This window comes from Flagellimonas sp. L-11, from assembly GCF_056857735.1.
Window position 1 is genome coordinate 106,427 of the sequence record NZ_JBSXNR010000081.1, and the last position, 18,127, is coordinate 124,553.

Annotated in this window: 14 protein-coding genes and 1 pseudogene; 7 read left to right on the forward strand and 8 right to left on the reverse strand. The window is 41.1% G+C overall.

Features of this window, described 5'->3' with window-relative positions; translation table 11 throughout:
- Positions 1-126: 126 nt before the first annotated feature.
- From AC13CC_RS17390 to AC13CC_RS17415, 6 genes and pseudogenes are all read right to left on the reverse strand, one after another.
- A pseudogene (locus AC13CC_RS17390) lies at positions 127-1,633 on the reverse strand (YifB family Mg chelatase-like AAA ATPase).
- A 110-nt stretch (positions 1,634-1,743) separates the two neighbouring features.
- A complete protein-coding gene (locus tag AC13CC_RS17395; RefSeq protein ID WP_482878152.1) occupies positions 1,744-4,131 on the reverse strand; it encodes a penicillin acylase family protein in 2,388 nt (795 codons plus the stop codon).
- Positions 4,132-4,213: 82 nt separating this feature from the next.
- Positions 4,214-6,193, reverse strand: a complete 1,980-nt coding sequence (locus tag AC13CC_RS17400; protein WP_326277161.1) for a protein-disulfide reductase DsbD family protein — start codon at positions 6,191-6,193, stop codon at positions 4,214-4,216.
- Positions 6,190-7,497: a tRNA lysidine(34) synthetase TilS gene (tilS, locus tag AC13CC_RS17405; RefSeq protein WP_326277160.1), complete on the reverse strand. Its 1,308-nt coding sequence runs from the start codon at positions 7,495-7,497 to the stop codon at positions 6,190-6,192. The genes AC13CC_RS17400 and tilS overlap by 4 nt, the downstream gene beginning before the upstream one ends.
- Positions 7,498-7,907: 410 nt before the next feature.
- Positions 7,908-9,197 (reverse strand): anthranilate synthase component I family protein, encoded by a 1,290-nt coding sequence (locus AC13CC_RS17410; RefSeq protein ID WP_326277159.1) that lies wholly within the window; start codon positions 9,195-9,197, stop codon positions 7,908-7,910.
- 3 nt (positions 9,198-9,200) lie between these two features.
- A complete protein-coding gene (locus tag AC13CC_RS17415; protein ID WP_326277158.1) occupies positions 9,201-9,737 on the reverse strand; it encodes an NADPH-dependent FMN reductase in 537 nt (178 codons plus the stop codon).
- 130 nt (positions 9,738-9,867) lie between these two features.
- Here AC13CC_RS17415 and AC13CC_RS17420 point away from each other — a divergent pair, with 130 nt between their 5' ends.
- Positions 9,868-11,064, forward strand: a complete 1,197-nt coding sequence (locus AC13CC_RS17420) for a heparan-alpha-glucosaminide N-acetyltransferase domain-containing protein (RefSeq protein ID WP_482878153.1) — start codon at positions 9,868-9,870, stop codon at positions 11,062-11,064.
- A 131-nt stretch (positions 11,065-11,195) separates the two neighbouring features.
- Here the strand turns inward: AC13CC_RS17420 and lpdA are convergent, their stop codons facing one another.
- Together lpdA and AC13CC_RS17430 are read right to left on the reverse strand one after the other, a co-directional pair.
- Positions 11,196-12,599 (reverse strand): dihydrolipoyl dehydrogenase, encoded by a 1,404-nt coding sequence (gene lpdA / locus AC13CC_RS17425; protein WP_326277156.1) that lies wholly within the window; start codon positions 12,597-12,599, stop codon positions 11,196-11,198.
- A gap of 205 nt (positions 12,600-12,804) precedes the next feature.
- Positions 12,805-13,269, reverse strand: coding sequence for an Lrp/AsnC family transcriptional regulator (locus tag AC13CC_RS17430; protein ID WP_293163492.1), 465 nt, complete (start codon positions 13,267-13,269; stop codon positions 12,805-12,807).
- Positions 13,270-13,419: 150 nt separating this feature from the next.
- On the opposite strand from AC13CC_RS17430, the gene AC13CC_RS17435 reads away from it, so the two are divergent.
- The 6 genes from AC13CC_RS17435 (at position 13,420) to AC13CC_RS17460 (ending at position 18,115) form a co-directional block, all read left to right on the forward strand.
- On the forward strand, positions 13,420-14,640 hold the full coding sequence (locus AC13CC_RS17435; protein WP_482878154.1) for an aminotransferase class I/II-fold pyridoxal phosphate-dependent enzyme: 1,221 nt from the start codon (positions 13,420-13,422) through the stop codon (positions 14,638-14,640).
- Between the two features lie 71 nt (positions 14,641-14,711).
- Positions 14,712-16,202, forward strand: coding sequence for a Na+/H+ antiporter NhaC (nhaC, locus tag AC13CC_RS17440; RefSeq protein ID WP_482878155.1), 1,491 nt, complete (start codon positions 14,712-14,714; stop codon positions 16,200-16,202).
- 209 nt (positions 16,203-16,411) lie between these two features.
- On the forward strand, positions 16,412-17,056 hold the full coding sequence (locus AC13CC_RS17445) for a peroxiredoxin (protein ID WP_326277153.1): 645 nt from the start codon (positions 16,412-16,414) through the stop codon (positions 17,054-17,056).
- Between the two features lie 5 nt (positions 17,057-17,061).
- A complete protein-coding gene (locus AC13CC_RS17450; RefSeq protein WP_326277152.1) occupies positions 17,062-17,376 on the forward strand; it encodes a thioredoxin family protein in 315 nt (104 codons plus the stop codon).
- Entirely contained in the window at positions 17,357-17,614 is a 258-nt protein-coding gene (locus AC13CC_RS17455) for a DUF6952 family protein (RefSeq protein ID WP_326277151.1), read from the forward strand. The genes AC13CC_RS17450 and AC13CC_RS17455 overlap by 20 nt, the downstream gene beginning before the upstream one ends.
- A gap of 135 nt (positions 17,615-17,749) precedes the next feature.
- Positions 17,750-18,115, forward strand: coding sequence for a diacylglycerol kinase family protein (locus AC13CC_RS17460; RefSeq protein ID WP_326277150.1), 366 nt, complete (start codon positions 17,750-17,752; stop codon positions 18,113-18,115).
- Positions 18,116-18,127 lie beyond the last annotated feature (12 nt).

The window sequence follows — 18,127 nt, forward strand, 5'->3', positions numbered from 1 at the left end:
CCAACATTTAACTATTTCCTTGAGTATCTTTCCAATTAAGGTTGTGCTATTGCGAATTTGTTGAAGAACAGCTCTTTAAACTATATTTTATCCAATACGCTTTTCTTTTGATGTGGTTTGTTCCAATCAACCCAACCAACCTTCCCTATCCAAACTTCGGTATTGAATAGCTTCAGAAATATGGTTTTCCACTACATCTTCGGACTGTGCCAAATCGGCTATGGTCCGGGATACCTTCAAAATGCGGTCGTAAGCCCTAGCAGAAAGGTTTAAATGCTGCATGTCATCTTTTAAAAGGTTTTTGGAAAACTCATTCAACTTACAAAACTTTCTAATATGTTTTGTGCCCATTTGGGCGTTGTAGTGGATACATCCAACCTCTTGAAATCTTTGGGTTTGTATTTCGTGTGCGGCTTCCACACTTTTTCTTATAACAATACTACTCTACCCTTTTCGTTCTTCGGACAATTTGTCAAAAGGAACAGGGGTTACTTCAATATGAATGTCTATTCTATCCAACACCGGACCCGATATTTTCCCAAAATAGCGTTGCATTTCTGCGGGAGAGGATGTGACGGATGTATCAGGGTCGCTAAAATACCCTCCGGGACTCGGATTCAAACTTGCAACCAACATAAAACTACTGGGATAGGTTACCGTAAACTGTGCACGGGCAATGGTTACTTCCCTTTCTTCCATGGGCTGACGCATCACTTCCAGTATACGGCGCTCAAATTCCGGTAGCACATCCAAGAAAAGTACACCATTATGGGACAAAGAAATTTCATCAGGCTGCGGAACTAATTGTATGGTGTGGATTTCTAAAGGGACGCTGACTCATCAACCCCTTATTTTTAACTTTTCCCACAACGCTTTGTATTTTGGTGGTTTCCAAAGCTTCGTGAAGCGTCATCGGAGGCAAAATGGAGGGTAATCTTTTGGCCAACATGGTTTTTCCTGCCCCAGGCGGACCTATCAAAATAATGTTGTACCCACCTGCCGCAGCTATTTCCATACATCGTTTTATACTTTCTTGTCCCTTTACATCGGCACAATCAAACTCTGGAAGATGCAAGTGCTCGTAAAATTCCCTTCGGGTATCCACATGGGTCTGTTCCAAAGGAATATCGGCATCAAAAAAATCAAAGACCTCTTTAATCTTTTCAACGCCATATACTTTTAGTCCTTCTACAACGGCAGCTTCTTTCACATTTTCTTTGGGTAAAATAAATGTTTCAAACCCCTCCTTCTTGGCTTTTAAGGCAATGGGCAAAGCACCTTTTATGGGTTGTAGACTTCCATTCAAAGAAAGCTCTCACATGATCAAGTATGTATTAATGTCTTCTGAACGAATTTGGCAAGATGCCGCCAAAATTTCAATGGCCAAAGTAAGATCGTAAGCCGACCCTACTTTTCTTAGATTGGCCGGAGCCATGTTGATGGTTATTTTTTTGCCGGGAATTCTGTATCCATTGTTTTGAAGAGCAGTCGCAATCCTGTAGTTACTTCCTTTTATGGCATTATCGGGCAACCCTGCCAAGTGGCACCCGATGCCTTTATCTATGTTGACCTCTACGACAATGGTGGTTGCCCCTATTCCAAATACGGCACTACCGTAAACTTTTATGAGCATGATGGAATTTCTCTAGTTGAAAAAAAGACTGAAAAATAGCCAATCCCACTTCAAAAAGAACTCCCTTTTGACGAATACCCTAATTTGAATTGACGAAAGCCCCTTTTGAATTAACGGAAGATTAAAATGGATGCAGCGGTTTCTTGGATTTCCTGCTTGTTCATCATCATTTTACGGAACTTTCCATTGACATACATTTCGGCTTGATCATCGTAGTGTTTGCTAAAAGGGTTTCCAGATTGCCCCGTTGGCAATATACTGATACTGTTCTCCACATCTGAAAAATCAATGACACGTCTTGTGGACGGACCAGAACTTACCTTGTACAACCCTGTACTATCATAAGGGAACGATAGGTTATTGATAACCTCACGAGTTCCTGTAACCGGAAACGGGCCCACATTAAAATATTTACGGAGCGAAGCTACTTGTCCAAACGGGTGTTGGTGCTCCAGAGTGTGTACTTTATCCCAAGTCCACTGGCTAGGGTCGGGGCCAAAGTCCTTAACTAGGGAACTCCAAGCATCGGCAAAGGATTTAATGATTATGTCCTGTCTTGTTTCAGTAATCTCCTTAGTGTTTATGTTATCCCACCATTTCCCATTTTCCATTTTGGCTCCCCAAGCAATCTGTCTTTTGAACAAATGAGTTTTTAAAAACTGTTTGAACATTTCTGGTCCAAGCTCATCCTCCATAGTATTCTTTACCATATAATAAAGTGCTCTATGATAAAGTGTTGGACTAGTGCTCGTTAAAGCGTATTTTCCGTTCCAATTCTTTAAAGAATCTACCATTACCAACTGTTCGGTGTTTAAATGGGTTACATCCAACAGTTTTATCAATTCTGTAACCAATTCCGTGTTTACTGGCGAAGTAACATCCAGCATCATTTTTGAAATTGACTCCTTGTCCCAATCGTCTTTTGCGTCGAGTAGTTGAACTATTCGCTTGGCACGGTTCTCGGGCAAATAATAGCCAGGATACAACATTCCCACAATAGAGTCTGGTTGATTGTTGGCAGAATACACATAATTCCAAGGTGGGTTTTCGGCCATGGGGTTTTCGGAAAAATCCAAATAACGTAGTGGCTCCTCTTTCCCCGTGGTTCCGTCCAAAATAAACTTGGTGGATAGGCCATCGGGCATTTCGTAAAGTTTTGCTGTAGCCCACCAGGACACATTGCCCTCGGCATCACCATACATTACATTAAGCCCAGGTGCATGGATGTTGGGCAAGGCGCTTTTAAATTCCTCCATATCGGTGGCATGGCTCATACTGTAAAGAGCGTGCATCACCCTATTTTTGGGTTTGGTGTATATCCAAGACATGGCCACGGGCCGTTCTCCGGAAATTTGGTCGGCAATGTTATTTAGAACAGGGCCGTGATGCGTTTTCTTATAACTGAAAACCACATCATCCCCGTCCTTTACTTTGATGGTTTTATGGATAAATTCATAATCCTTCCAGCCCTCTAAGGTTTTGTATTTAGTACTGTCGGATGGATGGGTTTCTTCGTAATAAAAATCAATATCGTCATTCTCGAACATGGTGAGGCCGTAGGCCAGCTTTCTATCATGGCCTAACAAAGGGAAAGGAACTCCAGCTAAATGATACCCATATTTTTCATAGGCTGGGGTACTTACATGGGCCTCGTACCATACAGAGGGTTGGGCAAAACCTATATGTGGGTCGTTGGCCAAAATCACTTTACCATTTTTGGTCTTTTGTGGGGCTACCACCCAGCTATTGCTCCCTTCAAACTGCGGAATGGGAAGTTTATCCAAAGCTGCCGATACACTCGCGGTAATATTTGTTCCCATAGTATCTGTTTCGACTCCTTTAAAGTTTTTAATCCAAACCGTGGAAGTATCCGAATGTATGGCCAGGTCATCAATATACTCCTCACCTAGTTTATTGCGTATACTTGTCAACAATGGATCTGTTTTGTGCGCCATGGCAAAACTAAAGGCCATGTATCCAACGGCATTGTAAACATCTTCAATGGTGAATGGCTCCTTTTCAATCCCTGTCAAATAAAACTCAATAGGTGTTGGCCCGTTTTTTATAAACTCATTAATGCCATCCAAATAAGCTCGGGATAGTACTATGGCCTCACTCTGCATGTCCAATGCCGCTATTGTTTCTTTGGTATGGTCAGCGATACCCAAAGACAGGAAAAACTTGTCGGTTTTGATCATGTCCGCACCAAAAACTTCGGAAAGTTGTCCTTTGGCCACCCTTCGCAACAATTCCATTTGCCATAATCTATCTTGGGCATGTACATAGCCCAATGCTCTTATGGCATCTGTTTCATTATCTGCATAAATATGGGGAATCCCGTAGGGGTCAAAATAAGTTGTTACCTCATTGGAGAGGCCCGACAAGGCTTTTTCTCCACCATAATCTGGTTTAAGACTGTTAATAAATATAGTAATGCCAATAATTACAAATAGAAGCAATCCTGCAAGAACAAGAAGAATCTTTTTGTAGTTTTTCACGAAGATGGGTTAAGTCTATTAATCCATCCTAAGGTATAATTATTTTTTTAGATGGTTGAAAAAAAATATTGACAAATATCAATTATTTATTCATAGAAAGATGGTGTTTTTCCAAGCCGGATTTCAACCATTTCTCATAAGTTTCAGCATCTACATACTGTACCGCTTCGTTTAAAATTTCCAAGTTTGGGGAAAGTAGCACATAATATGGCTGCGATGCAGCATTGAAATTGATTGTCTGGAATGTTCCCCATTTTTGACCAATGGTTTCAATGGCTTTTACCCTTCCAGAATCATATTTAAAATCGAATTGGTGCTCCTCTGGAAGTTCCTTTCTATCATCTACATAAAGGGAAATCAACACGTAATCCTCTTGGATGATGGGGTAAATATCGGGGTCGCTCCAGACGTTTTCTTCCATTTTTCTACAATTTACACAGGCCCACCCCGTAAAATCGAGCAAAATGGGTTTGTTCACCTCTTGCGCATGAGTCAGGCCTTCCTCAAAATCCTTAAAGCAATCCAATCCTAACGGACAATCGCTTTCTGTTTCCACAACGCTGTAAAAACTTGGCGGAGGAAAACCACTCAGCAATTTTAATTGGGTGATATTGAAAAGACCAAGAATCAAGTAAACGCTAAAAGCAAGGCTTAACAAGCCTACTATTTTTCTGGCTGGTGACAAATTTTTCTTGGGGCCATCGTGCGGAAATCTGAATATTCCGAAGAGGTATAATGTCATTAAAACAAAGAGCACTACCCATATCCCCACAAATATTTCCCGTTTAAAAATGCCCCAGTTCCCAACTAAATCGGCATTTGATAGGAATTTAAAGGCCAAGGCCAGCTCCAAAAAGCCGAGCACTACTTTAACGGTGGTCATCCAACCACCGGATTTTGGCAAGGAATTCAACCAAGCTGGAAACATAGCGAACAAAGCAAATGGCAAGGCCAAAGCCAAACCAAAACCAACCATTCCCGATGTTAAGTTAGTGGCCACATTGCCTTCGGCAAGAGTTGTACTGCCCAAAAGTCCGCCCAAAATGGGTCCTGTACACGAAAAAGATACGATAGCCAAGGTCAATGCCATAAAAAAGACGCCCAGTCCCCCTCCTAATTTGGATGATGCAGAATCCATTTTATTAGCCCATGAGCTGGGCAAGGTGAGTTCGTAATAACCAAAAAATGAAAAGGCAAAGAACACAAAAATGACAAAGAAGAATACGTTGAGCCAAATATTGGTGGCTATGGTATTCAAAATTTGTGAGTCCACCGAATTGAACAAGTGGAACGGCAAGCTCAACAAAAAATAAATTAAAACGATAAAGAATCCGTACAATAAGGCATTGCCTATTCCCTTGGATTTGTTCTGGGTTTGTTTGGTGAAAAAGGAAACCGTTAACGGAATCATGGGGAACACACAGGGCGTCAACAAGGCAATAAGCCCACCGATGAATCCCAATCCAAAAATTACCCATAAGTTGGACTTTCCTTCGGAATCGGATACCCCATTTTGATTCAAGAGGTTTTTGTTCTTTAAATCCAATTTAAGAGACTCGCCCAAAGCCAAACTCCGTTCGTCCAAGGACGCTTCTTCGGCCACAAAGCCACTCCCATCCAACGAAATTTGAAAAAGATGATCTACAGGTAGACAGACTTCCTTACAAATCTGATAAAACAGGTTTACCGAAATTTGATTTACCTCTGGATCAAGCAACTTTATCTTTTGGGTGAAGATGGCCTCTTTTTTGAAAAAGGTCTCTTCTACCTCAAAAATATCGCTGTACTCCTTTATGGTCTCACTTTCTTCGGTTTTACCAATAAGTTCGTAGTCCTCGCCTGCTTTTTCAAAAGAAAATTCGCTGGGCAAGGAACCTCCTTCGGCCGTGTATTGCGAATATACGTGCCACCCGTCCATGATTTTGCCCTTGAACACCAGCTCGTATTCAGTGTCGGACAATTTATGTACCTCATGGCTCCAAACCGCAGGATTCTCATCCGTTTGAGCGAATGTGGTTAAATTGATGAAGAATAATCCTAAACAGAGTACTAATAATCTCATGTAAGTTGTGTAATCTTTATAATTTCTCGAGTTGAATCATCAACCTTGAATCGTTCGTCCGCTCTTTTGCCCACTACCCAAACAATTTTATTGTCCGAGCAGAGCAACCATTGCTTATCTTTTGAAATCACATCCAGTTTTTCATCCTTAAAAAACTTGGACAGTTTTTTCTTGCCCTGCATCCCGAAGGGATAAAAATAGTCGCCTTTTTCCCAATTTCTTAACACTAACGGAAAGTTTAACTTTTCCTTATCCAAAAATACAACATTTCGCCCCTGTTTTTCTAAGGTCTCAACATTTTCCAGCTTTAGTTTTATGGGCAACTCGGATAGAGTTCCATCTATATGAACAAGGTATGTTCCGCTTACCTTGTTCTTTATTTCAGAGAGAATCAGAAAATCCCTGTCCTTGAGCAATCGGTGTGTTTTGGAAACTACTTGTTTGCCACTCATGGAGGACAAAAGGTCTTTTACATCGTTCCATTCTGTAAACCCATAATCTTTGAACAGTCCATACAAGTAAGCATCCAACGGTTGTAGTTGTTCCAGTGCTGCAATGCTAATTTTAATATCACCGTCTCGCTGCTCAAACAACTTGGACTTTAATTCATTTAAATGATTAAGGACCAAATCGTTTGATTGTTGCAAATGATTTTGGGTAGTCAGAAAATTTTGCAAAAAAGTGGGATGCAATTCCTTTAAAACGGGCACAATTTGATGACGAATCTTGTTCCGAAGGTATTTGGTGCTGACATTGCTGCTATCTTCTCGCCAATCAACACCTTTTGATTCGGCATAGGCCAAAATCTCGCTTCGGGAAAAGGGTAGCAACGGCCGAACCACATGTTCGTTCACTTCAGGAATACCGGAAAGGCCTTCTATTCCCGTACCGCGCGATAGATTGATCAAAAAGGTCTCCAAACTATCATCCGCATGGTGGGCCGTTAAAATATAATCATAACCTTTGGTTTTTATCAAACCCGAAAACCATTGGTAACGCAACTCCCTTGCTGCCATCTGAACGGACAAACGCTGGGTTTCGGCATATTTCTCGGCCTCAAATAACATCACAAAGACTTCAATACCAAAATCGGATGCTAGTTGACGTACAAACGTTTCGTCCCCATCACTTTCATCACCACGTAGCTTAAAATTGCAATGTGCCAAAGCGATGTTCAAGTTGGCCGCTTTGCACAAATGTGTCAATACGATACTGTCCAAACCTCCACTGCAGGCCAACAATAGCTTCTTTTCTTTTAGGAAAGGCATCTCCTTGTTAATGTACGCTTTGAACTTTGGGAACATAGCGCGAATTTACAAATAAACCTTAGTCTTCCGGCCATCGACCTTGCTATTCAGTTGTTGGATTCTTTTGTTGTTAGATGTTCGGTGTTGGATGCTCGGTGTCAGAAGTCCAATCCCGGTTGCTGGTTGCTGGTTTCTGGATGATCCAGTTCTTATATCTTGGTTCTTGAACTTGCACTTGATTCGAGATATTAGTGAAATTCGCGTCCAACCCTTTACCTTTTTGCCCAAAAAAGATTATCGACTGCTCCTTCAAATGCTCAGGATGACAACTCGAAATAAGTGATATTCGTGATGATATGTGCCATTCGTGTCAAAGCCCGATACTTTTAGAGCTTCAGTTATTGGAACTTGAACTTGCCTGCCTGCCGTAGGCAAGGAACTTGACACTTATCAACTAACATCCAGCTTTATTCGCTTTCCTCCAAAACGGTCCGCATAGCTTTAGCTTTAAGCAAACATTCTTCGTACTCCTTTTCTGGGTCGGATTTTGCGGTAATGGCACTTCCAACAGAAAAAGATACATATTTTTTAGTGGCGTTGTACAAAATACTCCGAATCACTACGTTAAAATCAAAATCACCGTTGGGGTCAAAATAACCTACGGCTCCGCTGTACAAACCTCGTTTGGTTTCCTCCAAATCTTCAATAATGTTCATTGCTGAAATCTTCGGGGCACCCGTCATACTGCCCATGGGGAATGTTTCCTTGATCAGTTCTATGGAATTCTTATCCTTTGGAACCGTTGAAACTACGGTGGAGATCAACTGATGTACTTGCTTAAAAGTGTATAGTTTACAGAGCTCTTCGACTTGCACAGAACCTTTTAAAGCGCTCTTGGACAAATCGTTGCGGACTAAATCCGTGATCATGATGTTCTCTGAGCGCTCTTTTTCATCTTGGAACAATTCTTTTTTGATTCTTTGATCATCCTCTTCACCATTTCCACGCGGTGCAGTTCCTTTTATGGGTTGTGAAATCACTTTTTGTCCCATTTTTTTGATGTACCTTTCGGGCGAAGCAGACATCAAATACATATCCCTTAATCTCGCAAATACGGAAAACGGCGGTTCGGAAATGCTGTTTAATTTGTGATGGGTATGCCAAGGGTCAATGGAAATATCTTCTGCATAAAATTCCTGACAAAAATTAGCTTCATAAATGTCGCCACGGTGGATATGCTCCAAAAAACGGTTGGCTTTTTCAAAATAGGCGTCCTTGTGAATCCGCATTTTAATTTTAATGGGGTCGCTCGGCTGTTTCTTTGGGGAATCCATTTGATGAAAATTGATAATCTCAGCATAATCGGCTTCAATTTCGTGGGCAAAAGCGTTCAAATACTTAAAATGAAGCTGTCCATCATCAACCATTATAATTTTGTTAGGTTGATTAAATTGCAGCATAGGAAATCCAAGAACATCTAAATTCTCGGAAATCAAATCTTCCAATTCATTTTTAAAATCATAGGAAAAATACCCAAAAACCCAATCCTTTTGCCAGTCCACAAAAGTTTGAAGCTCATCAACGCCCATCAATATTTGGGATGCGCCAACGGCTAGGCAGGCTTCGAAACTGGAATATGCATCCCGGTGCGAGTTGCTATCCAACCAAATCACGCTCTGGTAAGCCCTAGACCATTGGAGCAGCGCCTTTTTACTTTGTAAAAGGGAGTTTATCTTAAAGGAACGGTGTGTTCGCAATACCTATTGTTTTAGTGCATCCAAAAAGGTGTTCAATGCATTTTGGTGTTCATTTTTTAAGGTTTCGTCCAAAATGCCCTCTTCACTAAACTTATCATAAAAAGATGGCAAGGAAAAGATAGCTACAATTTCCGCACCAAACCTCGGCAGCATATTTTCAACCACCGTCAAGGAACCTTTTCCCCCTCTCTTTCCTCCAGAAGTGGACATTAACAGCACTTTTGTGCCCTCCAAAAACTTGCGGTCCATGCGGGAAAGCCAATCCAATACATTTTTAAAATAGGCCGAAGGATTTCCGTTGTGTTCGTTAACGGACAAAATTAGACCGCTAGCACTATTTATTTGTTCTTTCAATTCCTTCAACGAAGCGGAATACCCCTCTTCTTTTTCAAGGTCTTCACTGAACACGGGAAAAGGGTGTTCTGCCATGTCTAGCGTCTGGATATCATGGTTTTGCACTAATGCAGTCGTGAGTTTTACTAATTTAAAGTTGATAGAAGTGGAAGAATTGCTCCCGGCAAATGCCAAAATTGCAGCCATAGTATAAAATCATTAATTGTTTCGCTAAAATACCCCGATTGAAGCAGACATGCGACTATTTTGCATATTTTTGGCACGAGAAACGTCCAAACTACCTGCTAAACAAGTATATAGGTTGAATGTGAACCAAATGACAGCCAAGAATAACAGGTTATTTTTTATAGACGCCATGCGCGCATGGGCCATTTTGATGATGTTGCAAGGACACTTCATCGATGGTTTGTTGGATCCTGTTTTTAGGGACTCAAGCAATTCTGTTTACAATGTTTGGCTATATTTTAGAGGAATTACCGCTCCTGTTTTCTTTACCGTTTCTGGCTTTATATTTACTTATTTATTGATTCGGGTTCCACAAAACGGAATGGAAAACCCGAGGGTGTCCAAAGGTATTCGTCGTGGCTTACAGCTATTGGCCATTGGTTATTTACTACGTTTGAATCTTGGAGGGCTCCTTAAAGGTGAAATTTACAATTCGTTTTATTTGGTAGATGTGCTCCATTGTATCGGGCTTTCCATTCTAGGTCTTATTGGTACATATTTGCTTACCGCCAATAGAAAAAAATATGTGTTCCCTATTGTTCTGATCAGCATTACTTTGTCACTTTTTCTGTTCGAACGGGTTTACAAGGATTGGACTTTTGCTTTTTTGCCCGATTTTATCGCCAATTATTTTACCAAGGCCAATGGTTCGGTGTTTACCATTGCTCCTTGGTTTGGATATACTACTTTGGGTGCCTTTATCTCGGTGCTTTTTACGCGATATAAAAACTATAAATATTTATACTCTTCGGCAATTTCCATAGCGTTGGCGATTGGTTATTTTTTAATATATCAATCTTCCAATGTTTTTAAAGGACTTTATGACTGGACCGGGTTGGAATTGTTCAACTTAATACTATCCAACAACTATTTATTTATCCGTTTGGGCAATGTGCTCGTTGTTTTTGCCATATTCATGATCCTTCGCCGATTTATGACGAACAAAACAGTTCTGAAAATTGGTGCAAGTACGCTTTCTATCTACGTGATTCATTTTGTTGTACTTTATGGAAGTTTCACTGGATTGGGGCTGTACCGTTTCTTTAAACATTCACTTTCGCCTGAAATTGTGGTTGCAGGCGCTCTCGCTTTTATGATGGTTTGTACATTTTTATCGTTACAGTACAACCGATACGAAGCGAATATCAAATCACAGCTTGCTTTGGGCATTTCTTATGCCAAGTACCAACTTATTGAACTGAAAGAAATTTCCATTCCTGTGCTAAGAGAGCTTTTTATCAGAGTTCGGTTATTCCTCAGAAGAGTTTTACGTACGGTCAGAAGCTAAAAAAAGCATTCAATCCTAAGACTGAATGCTTTGAGGTTATCTAAAATACGTGTTTTTAAGCAGCATTTTTTACTCGATAATCGAGATTTAAATGCTCCGAGGTTTGCCCGGTTTGCCCAGAGATAATTTACTTAAGCATGTAAAGCTCTATCGTCAGTTGCGGCCAATGCAGCTTCCTTAACGGCTTCGGCAAAGGTTGGGTGGGCATGGCTCATTCGGGAAATATCCTCGGCCGACGCCCTGAATTCCATTGCGGTAACACCTTCGGCAATTAAATCGGCACAACGTGCCCCAATCATGTGAACGCCCAGTACTTCATCGGTGCTCTTATCGGCAAGTATCTTCACAAAACCATCAATATCCATGCTAGCACGGGCCCTTCCCAAGGCACGCATCGGAAACTGACCTGCTTTATATGCTACGCCTTCTTCTTTTAATTGCTCCTCTGTTTTGCCCACAGAGGCAACTTCTGGCCAAGTATAAACAACACCTGGTATAAGGTTATAATCTATATGAGGTTTTTGGCCTGCCAATAATTCAGCGACCATGGTACCTTCTTCTTCAGCCTTATGGGCCAACATGGCACCTTTTACCACATCTCCTATCGCATAAATGTTGGACACATTGGTCTGCAGGTGTTCGTTTACTTCTACTCTGCCCTTATCATCCAATTTCACCCCTGCAGCTTCGGCATTCAATCCATCGGTATACGGTTTACGGCCAACACTTACCAAGCAGTAATCACCAGAAATGGTAATCTCTTTACCTTTTTTGTCATCGGCTTTTACAATTACCTCATCACCTTTGCGCTCCACTGATTTTACTTTGTGGGACAGGTTGAATTTCACCTTTTGCTTTTTCATCACTTTGGTGAGTTCTTTGGACAAAGCGCCATCCATGCCGGGGATAATGCGGTCCATAAATTCCACTACGGTAACATCTGCACCCAAGCGCTTATATACCTGACCCAATTCCAAACCGATTACCCCTCCGCCTATCACGATCAAGTGTTTTGGAACTTCCTTAAGTTTTAGGGCTTCGGTTGAGGTAATCACTCTTTCTTTATCAATTTCAATAAAAGGCAGGGAAGAAGGTTTGGAACCCGTGGCTATAATGGTATTCTTAGCCTCGATGGTCTCTTCACCGTCTTTTTTTGCAATATTTATGTGTGTGGCATCCTTAAAACTTCCTACGCCATGGTAAACATCAATCTTGTTTTTGCTCATCAAAAACTCGACTCCCTTGGTGGTTTGATCCACAACAGCTTGTTTACGGGCAATCATTTGCTTCAAGTTCACTTTTACCTCCCCTGGAATATCGATACCGTGTTCCTCGAAATGCTTAACTGCATCTTCATAATGGTGCGATGAGTCCAAAAGCGCTTTGGAAGGAATACATCCTACGTTTAAGCATGTACCGCCAAGCACAGCATACTTTTCTATTAATGCGGTTTTCATTCCCAATTGGGCACATCGAATGGCCGCCACATAGCCTCCAGGTCCAGAGCCGATGATAGCTACATCATATTGATTCATATTGTATTATTTGTAAGGATGATTCTTAAAAAATCTGTTCTTTAAAAACAACCGTAAAAATACAAATGTTTTTCGGGACAGTCCTAAACTATTCTGTGGGAAAAGAAACAAGTGTCAAGAACAAAGAGAAAAAAGCCAAGGATCAAGTCTACGTGCATCGTGCTTCAGACAAGTGCCAAGTTCAATAACAGAATAACACAATGAATTAACCACCAATATGTACCGATGGCGTATTTTTCACCTCATTAATCACGAATGAACTCTGTGTATTGCCAATATTGGCTATGGCAGTCAATTTAGTGACCATAAATTCCCGATAACTTTTCATGTCCTTTACATAAATCTTTAAAATATAGTCGTAATCACCCCCCACATGAAAGCACTCGGAAACCTCTTTGAGCTGCAATACCTCGCGCTCAAACTTTAGAACATTCTCCTTGGTATGCTGTACCAAACGTATTTGGCAGAGTACCATAAAGTCTCTGCCTACTTTTTGTTTGTCCACCAAAGCAGCGTATTGGGTAATGACTCCATTGCGCTCCAATCGACGAATTCGCTCATAAACAGCTGTTTTGGACAAATGCAAAACATCTGCATATTGTTTCGTTGTCTTTTTACAGTCCTCTTGGAGCAGTCTTACCAATTCAATATCCATTTTATCCAGTTTCATTCCGACGATTTTTCTATTTGGAACAGCTAAACTCCAATTTTATGGAACAACATCCTAATATTTCTATATTTATTGACTATTCATCATCATTTGATGGCATCCATTGATTTTGGGTCTAAAGATTCATATTTTTATCCAAAACAACGCATCATGGACTACAAAGCATCTGATCACATACAAAATCTTCAATATTTTGGTGAATTTGGAGGCGTAAACCCCTCTATATCAGATTCATCAACTTATACTTTTCTCTCAGCAAAGACTATGTTCGACACTTTTGAGGGGAATACTGAAGGTTGCTACCTTTACAGTAGGCACTCCTCCCCTTCCAACTTATACTTGGGCGAGGCCATGGCACAACTGGAAGGCACCGAATCTGCAAATGTGTACGCTAGCGGAATGGGAGCCATAACAGCTGTAATTCTTCAATTGTGCGATTCGGGCGACCATATTGTTTGTAGCAGGACCATTTACGGAGGCACTTACGCTTTCCTGAAGAACTTTGTAAAAAAATTCAATATTGATGTTTCCTTTGTGGACATTACCGATTTGGAAACGGTAGCGAGATCCATCACTCCAAAAACCAAAATGATCTATTGCGAAGCCATTAGCAACCCGCTTTTGGAAGTGGCAGATATAACCTCACTTTCCAAAATTGCAAAAAAGAACGAGATGGCATTGATGGTCGATAACACCTTTTCTCCTTTGACGATAAACGCAGCACAATTGGGAGCAGATATTGTTGTACACAGCCTTACCAAGTTTATCAACGGTAGTAGTGATTGCGTTGCTGGAGCCGTTTGCGGAACAACTGATTTTTGCCTCAGCCTAAAAGATGTGAACAACGGGGCAGGAATGCTTTTGGGCAGTACTTTGGATAGTTTGCGTGCCGCTTCCATCTTGAAGAATATGCGAACGCTTCATATAAGAATCAAAAAGCATAGCGAAAATGCCCATTATTTGGCCAAACAATTTGAAAAGGATGGATTAAAGGTGGTGTATCCCGGTTTGGAAAGTCATTCTGGGTACAGTTTAATGAAATCCCAGATGAATACAGAATACGGATTTGGCGGAATGCTTACCCTGGATGTCGGCTCCGTAGAACGTGCCAATGCCCTGATGGAATTGATGCAAAAAGAAAAGCTGGGTTATTTAGCGGTAAGCCTTGGTTTCTACAAGACATTATTTAGTGCTTCGGGAACTTCAACCTCCTCTGAAATTCCAGAAGAAGAGCAAAAAGAACTTGGTCTCTCCCAAGGACTCATCCGTTTTTCCATTGGTTTGGACAACGACATACACAAAACATACATTACAATGCGCAACTGTATGGAAAAGTTGGATATTTTGTCTCCCGATGCCAGTTTGGCTTAATTCGCAGGGGTGCTGGGTTTGCACAGCATAGTGCAAAATCGTAATATTACCTCCTAACAAACTCAGACCAAATGCCGAATAAAGAGGAAAAACCAACGTTTAGGGAAGATGAACACATTGTAGAAAATAAAGATTTGACCATTACTGAAGCATTGATACCCGTTTTAGCTTTGGTGATTATGTTGGCCTACAACGTTTATGTTTTTGGGGATGATGCCCTAAGCGGTTCCAACCAATTTATACTCTTAATGGGCGGTGCGGTCGCAGCAATCGTCGGTATTTTCAATAAGGTTTCCTATAAACGGATGATTGCTGAAGTGGCTGAAAATGTTCGGTCTACCACTGGGGCATTGCTCATTCTTTTAATGGTCGGTGCACTATCTGGTACCTGGCTGGTCAGCGGTATTATTCCCGCTATGATCTATTACGGGCTTCAAATTCTCAACCCCACCATATTTTTGGCAGCCAGTGTTATTATTTGCGCCATTATTTCCATTGCAACGGGAAGTAGTTGGACAACGGCCGCGACCGTAGGCATAGCATTGATTGGCATTGGTGATGCCTTGGGCATATCATTGGGGATGACAGCAGGTGCTGTGCTTTCCGGCGCTTATTTTGGAGATAAAATGTCTCCTTTGAGCGACACCACCAATTTGGCTCCTGCCATGGCGGGAGGAGATTTGTTCTCGCACATTCGCTATATGACGTACACCACTGTACCAACAATCGTGGTGACCTTGATTGTTTTCATCATTCTTGGTCTTACCATTGATACCTCAGGAGTTGCCGATACAAGTTCACTTCTCAACAATATTGGCTCAACCTTCAATATAAATGGATGGTTGTTTATAGTGCCATTGATCGTTATTGGTTTGATTGTAAAAAAAGCACCTCCATTAATGGCGCTACTTGTAGGAACATTGCTTGGTGGAGTTTTCGCTCTTATTTTCCAACCAGACATTGTTGCCAAAATCGGTGGAGGCGCATCCTTAAATTTTGAAACCGGTTACAAGGGAGTCCTTAATGCCATAACGGTTGATACTAACATTGCCACGGATGACCCTGCCCTAAATGATTTGTTCTCCTCGGGAGGAATGTCGGGAATGCTCGGCACCATTTGGCTGATTGTCTGTGCCATGGTTTTTGGCGGTATTATGGATGGCATCGGTGCTTTGGAGCGCATTACGGAGTCGCTCCTAAAGCTGGCTAAGACCACTTTTGGACTGTTCGCAAGTACCGTGGGAAGCTGTTTGGCCCTGAACGTAACCGCATCCGACCAATATTTGGCCATTGTGGTTCCCGGTAAAATGTTTTCCAAAGCTTATAAAGAACGTGGCTTGGCCCCAGAAAACTTAAGCAGGACTTTGGAGGATTCAGGCACGGTAACTTCCGTATTGGTGCCTTGGAACACCTGTGGTGCCTATCACAGCAGTGTTTTGGGAGTTGGTGTTGGTGAATATGCACTTTATGCCATTTTTAATTGGCTCAGCCCGTTTATGACATTGCTTTTTGCTGCGTTCAGGATCAAGATCAAACAATTGGTTGAAACCACTGCTAAATAAAATTTTTATTCTACTGTTTTCAATACTTCAATCGCGTTGAGGACTTGGTGAAAATCAACATTTATTTTTGCCACAATCTCAATAATACCAACTCTTTTTTACAGCATTGCCATGACTTATCCTGCTATAAGAAAAACTAATTTCTAAGCTGGTAAAAACCATCAAACCACCCTATTTTTGCCCTTGAAAATTTAAAAAACATCCAATAAATGACTTTAGTAGGAAGAAAATTTCCAAACATTGAAGTAAACGCCATCGATGAGTTGGGCGATACGTTCAAAATCAACATTTTAGAGAAGGCCAAAGCCGAAAATAAGAAAGTTTTGCTTTTTTGGTACCCAAAAGACTTCACTTTTGTTTGTCCAACAGAACTTTTTGCCTTTCAACAAAACCTAAGTGAATTTGAAAAGAGAAATACCATTGTTATTGGAGCTTCTTGCGATACTGCCGAAGTACATTTTGCATGGTTGAACACTGAAAAGGACAACGGCGGAATCGAAGGGGTGTCCTATCCTCTTGTTTCGGACAGCAACAGAAACTTAGCAACTGCCTTGGGTATTTTGGACATTATAAAGGAAGACTACAACGAAGAAACCAACTCCGTTGTGGTAGAAGGAGACAATGTAACCTACAGAGCTACGTACTTGATCGACGAAGAAGGAACAGTATTCCACGAGAGCATCAACCACATGCCATTGGGTAGAAACGTGAGCGAATTCTTGCGTTTAGTAGATGCTTACACCCACGTACAAGAAAAAGGTGAAGTTTGTCCTGCAAACTGGGAAGAAGGAAAAGAAGCCATGAATGCTGACAGAGCTGGTGTTTCCAATTATTTAGCCAATCACGTAAACTAAACATTATGGTTGTAGAATTGGACAAGGACAACTTGAACGAGGTCATTGCCGAGAATGACAACGTAGTGGTGCAGTACAGTGCATCTTGGTGCGGCAATTGCAGGATCATGAAACCAAAGTTCAAAAAGGAAGCCTCTTTGAACGAGGACATAAAGTTTGTAATGGTCGACGCCGAAAAATTCCCGGAATCCAGAAAGCTTGCCAATGTGGACAATCTGCCCACTTTTGCGGCTTTTTCCAAAGGAGCTTTAAAAAATCAGGTGCAGACCAATAAATATGATGTTTTAAAAGACTTGATTAATGAAATTGCCCATAATTAAACAATTGGTGGATTTTGCCGAGGAGCACGATGAAGACTATTTACAAGAAACCGCAGACACCCTGGAAAGCGTTTGTGAGGTTTCGAGCTTAAAGGACGAAGAATTGGATATGATCGGGGAGTTGATCTCCAATATTTATGGAGCGCTTGAAGTATCCAGCGAAATCAAAAATGGCACTTCAAAAAAAGAAGCGCTTAACGGTTTTATGTCCAGAGTGCTCGGCTCAATAGACAAGTAACATACATTATATAAAACAGCAAATAAGAACCTTCCTGTAACAGACTTCGGGAAGGTTTTTTTAGTATTTTTGACACCGAGCGCATTAAACTTTCGGCTAGAAGGTTAATGTCAAAAAAAAATTGAAGCATTCTAAATGCCAAAAGAATCTTTTCTTCAGAATAGGATAAAAAGTATAGGATATGCCCTAAAGGGCATGTTCCTTTTGTTGCGCACAGAGCCCAGCATTAAAATTCAGTTCGTTATAACATTGGTGGTCACTGCTTTTGGCTTTTATTTTCAAATATCGAACACCGAATGGATTCTCCAACTGTTGGCCATTGGTTTGGTAATGGGTGTGGAAGGGATAAACACCGCCATTGAAAAAATCTGTGATTACATTCAACCTAATTTAGACCCCAAAATCGGTTTGATAAAAGATATTTCCGCAGGAGCCGTTATGATAGTATCGGTCTTGGCAAGCATCGTTGGCCTTATCATCTATGTGCCTAAATTTTTTTAGCAAAATCCAAGA

What these genes read in the sequence shown, in the direction of transcription:
- AC13CC_RS17400 (WP_326277161.1), bottom strand. Translation starts at nt 6,193, where the DNA reads ATGAGATTATTAGTACTCTGTTTAGGATTATTCTTCATCAATTTAACC.
- tilS (WP_326277160.1), bottom strand. Translation starts at nt 7,497, where the DNA reads ATGTTCCCAAAGTTCAAAGCGTACATTAACAAGGAGATGCCTTTCCTA.
- AC13CC_RS17415 (WP_326277158.1), bottom strand. Translation starts at nt 9,737, where the DNA reads ATGGCTGCAATTTTGGCATTTGCCGGGAGCAATTCTTCCACTTCTATC.
- AC13CC_RS17420 (WP_482878153.1), top strand. Translation starts at nt 9,868, where the DNA reads ATGACAGCCAAGAATAACAGGTTATTTTTTATAGACGCCATGCGCGCA.
- lpdA (WP_326277156.1), bottom strand. Translation starts at nt 12,599, where the DNA reads ATGAATCAATATGATGTAGCTATCATCGGCTCTGGACCTGGAGGCTAT.
- AC13CC_RS17430 (WP_293163492.1), bottom strand. Translation starts at nt 13,269, where the DNA reads ATGAAACTGGATAAAATGGATATTGAATTGGTAAGACTGCTCCAAGAG.
- AC13CC_RS17435 (WP_482878154.1), top strand. Translation starts at nt 13,420, where the DNA reads ATGGACTACAAAGCATCTGATCACATACAAAATCTTCAATATTTTGGT.
- nhaC (WP_482878155.1), top strand. Translation starts at nt 14,712, where the DNA reads ATGCCGAATAAAGAGGAAAAACCAACGTTTAGGGAAGATGAACACATT.
- AC13CC_RS17445 (WP_326277153.1), top strand. Translation starts at nt 16,412, where the DNA reads ATGACTTTAGTAGGAAGAAAATTTCCAAACATTGAAGTAAACGCCATC.
- AC13CC_RS17450 (WP_326277152.1), top strand. Translation starts at nt 17,062, where the DNA reads ATGGTTGTAGAATTGGACAAGGACAACTTGAACGAGGTCATTGCCGAG.
- AC13CC_RS17455 (WP_326277151.1), top strand. Translation starts at nt 17,357, where the DNA reads ATGAAATTGCCCATAATTAAACAATTGGTGGATTTTGCCGAGGAGCAC.
- AC13CC_RS17460 (WP_326277150.1), top strand. Translation starts at nt 17,750, where the DNA reads ATGCCAAAAGAATCTTTTCTTCAGAATAGGATAAAAAGTATAGGATAT.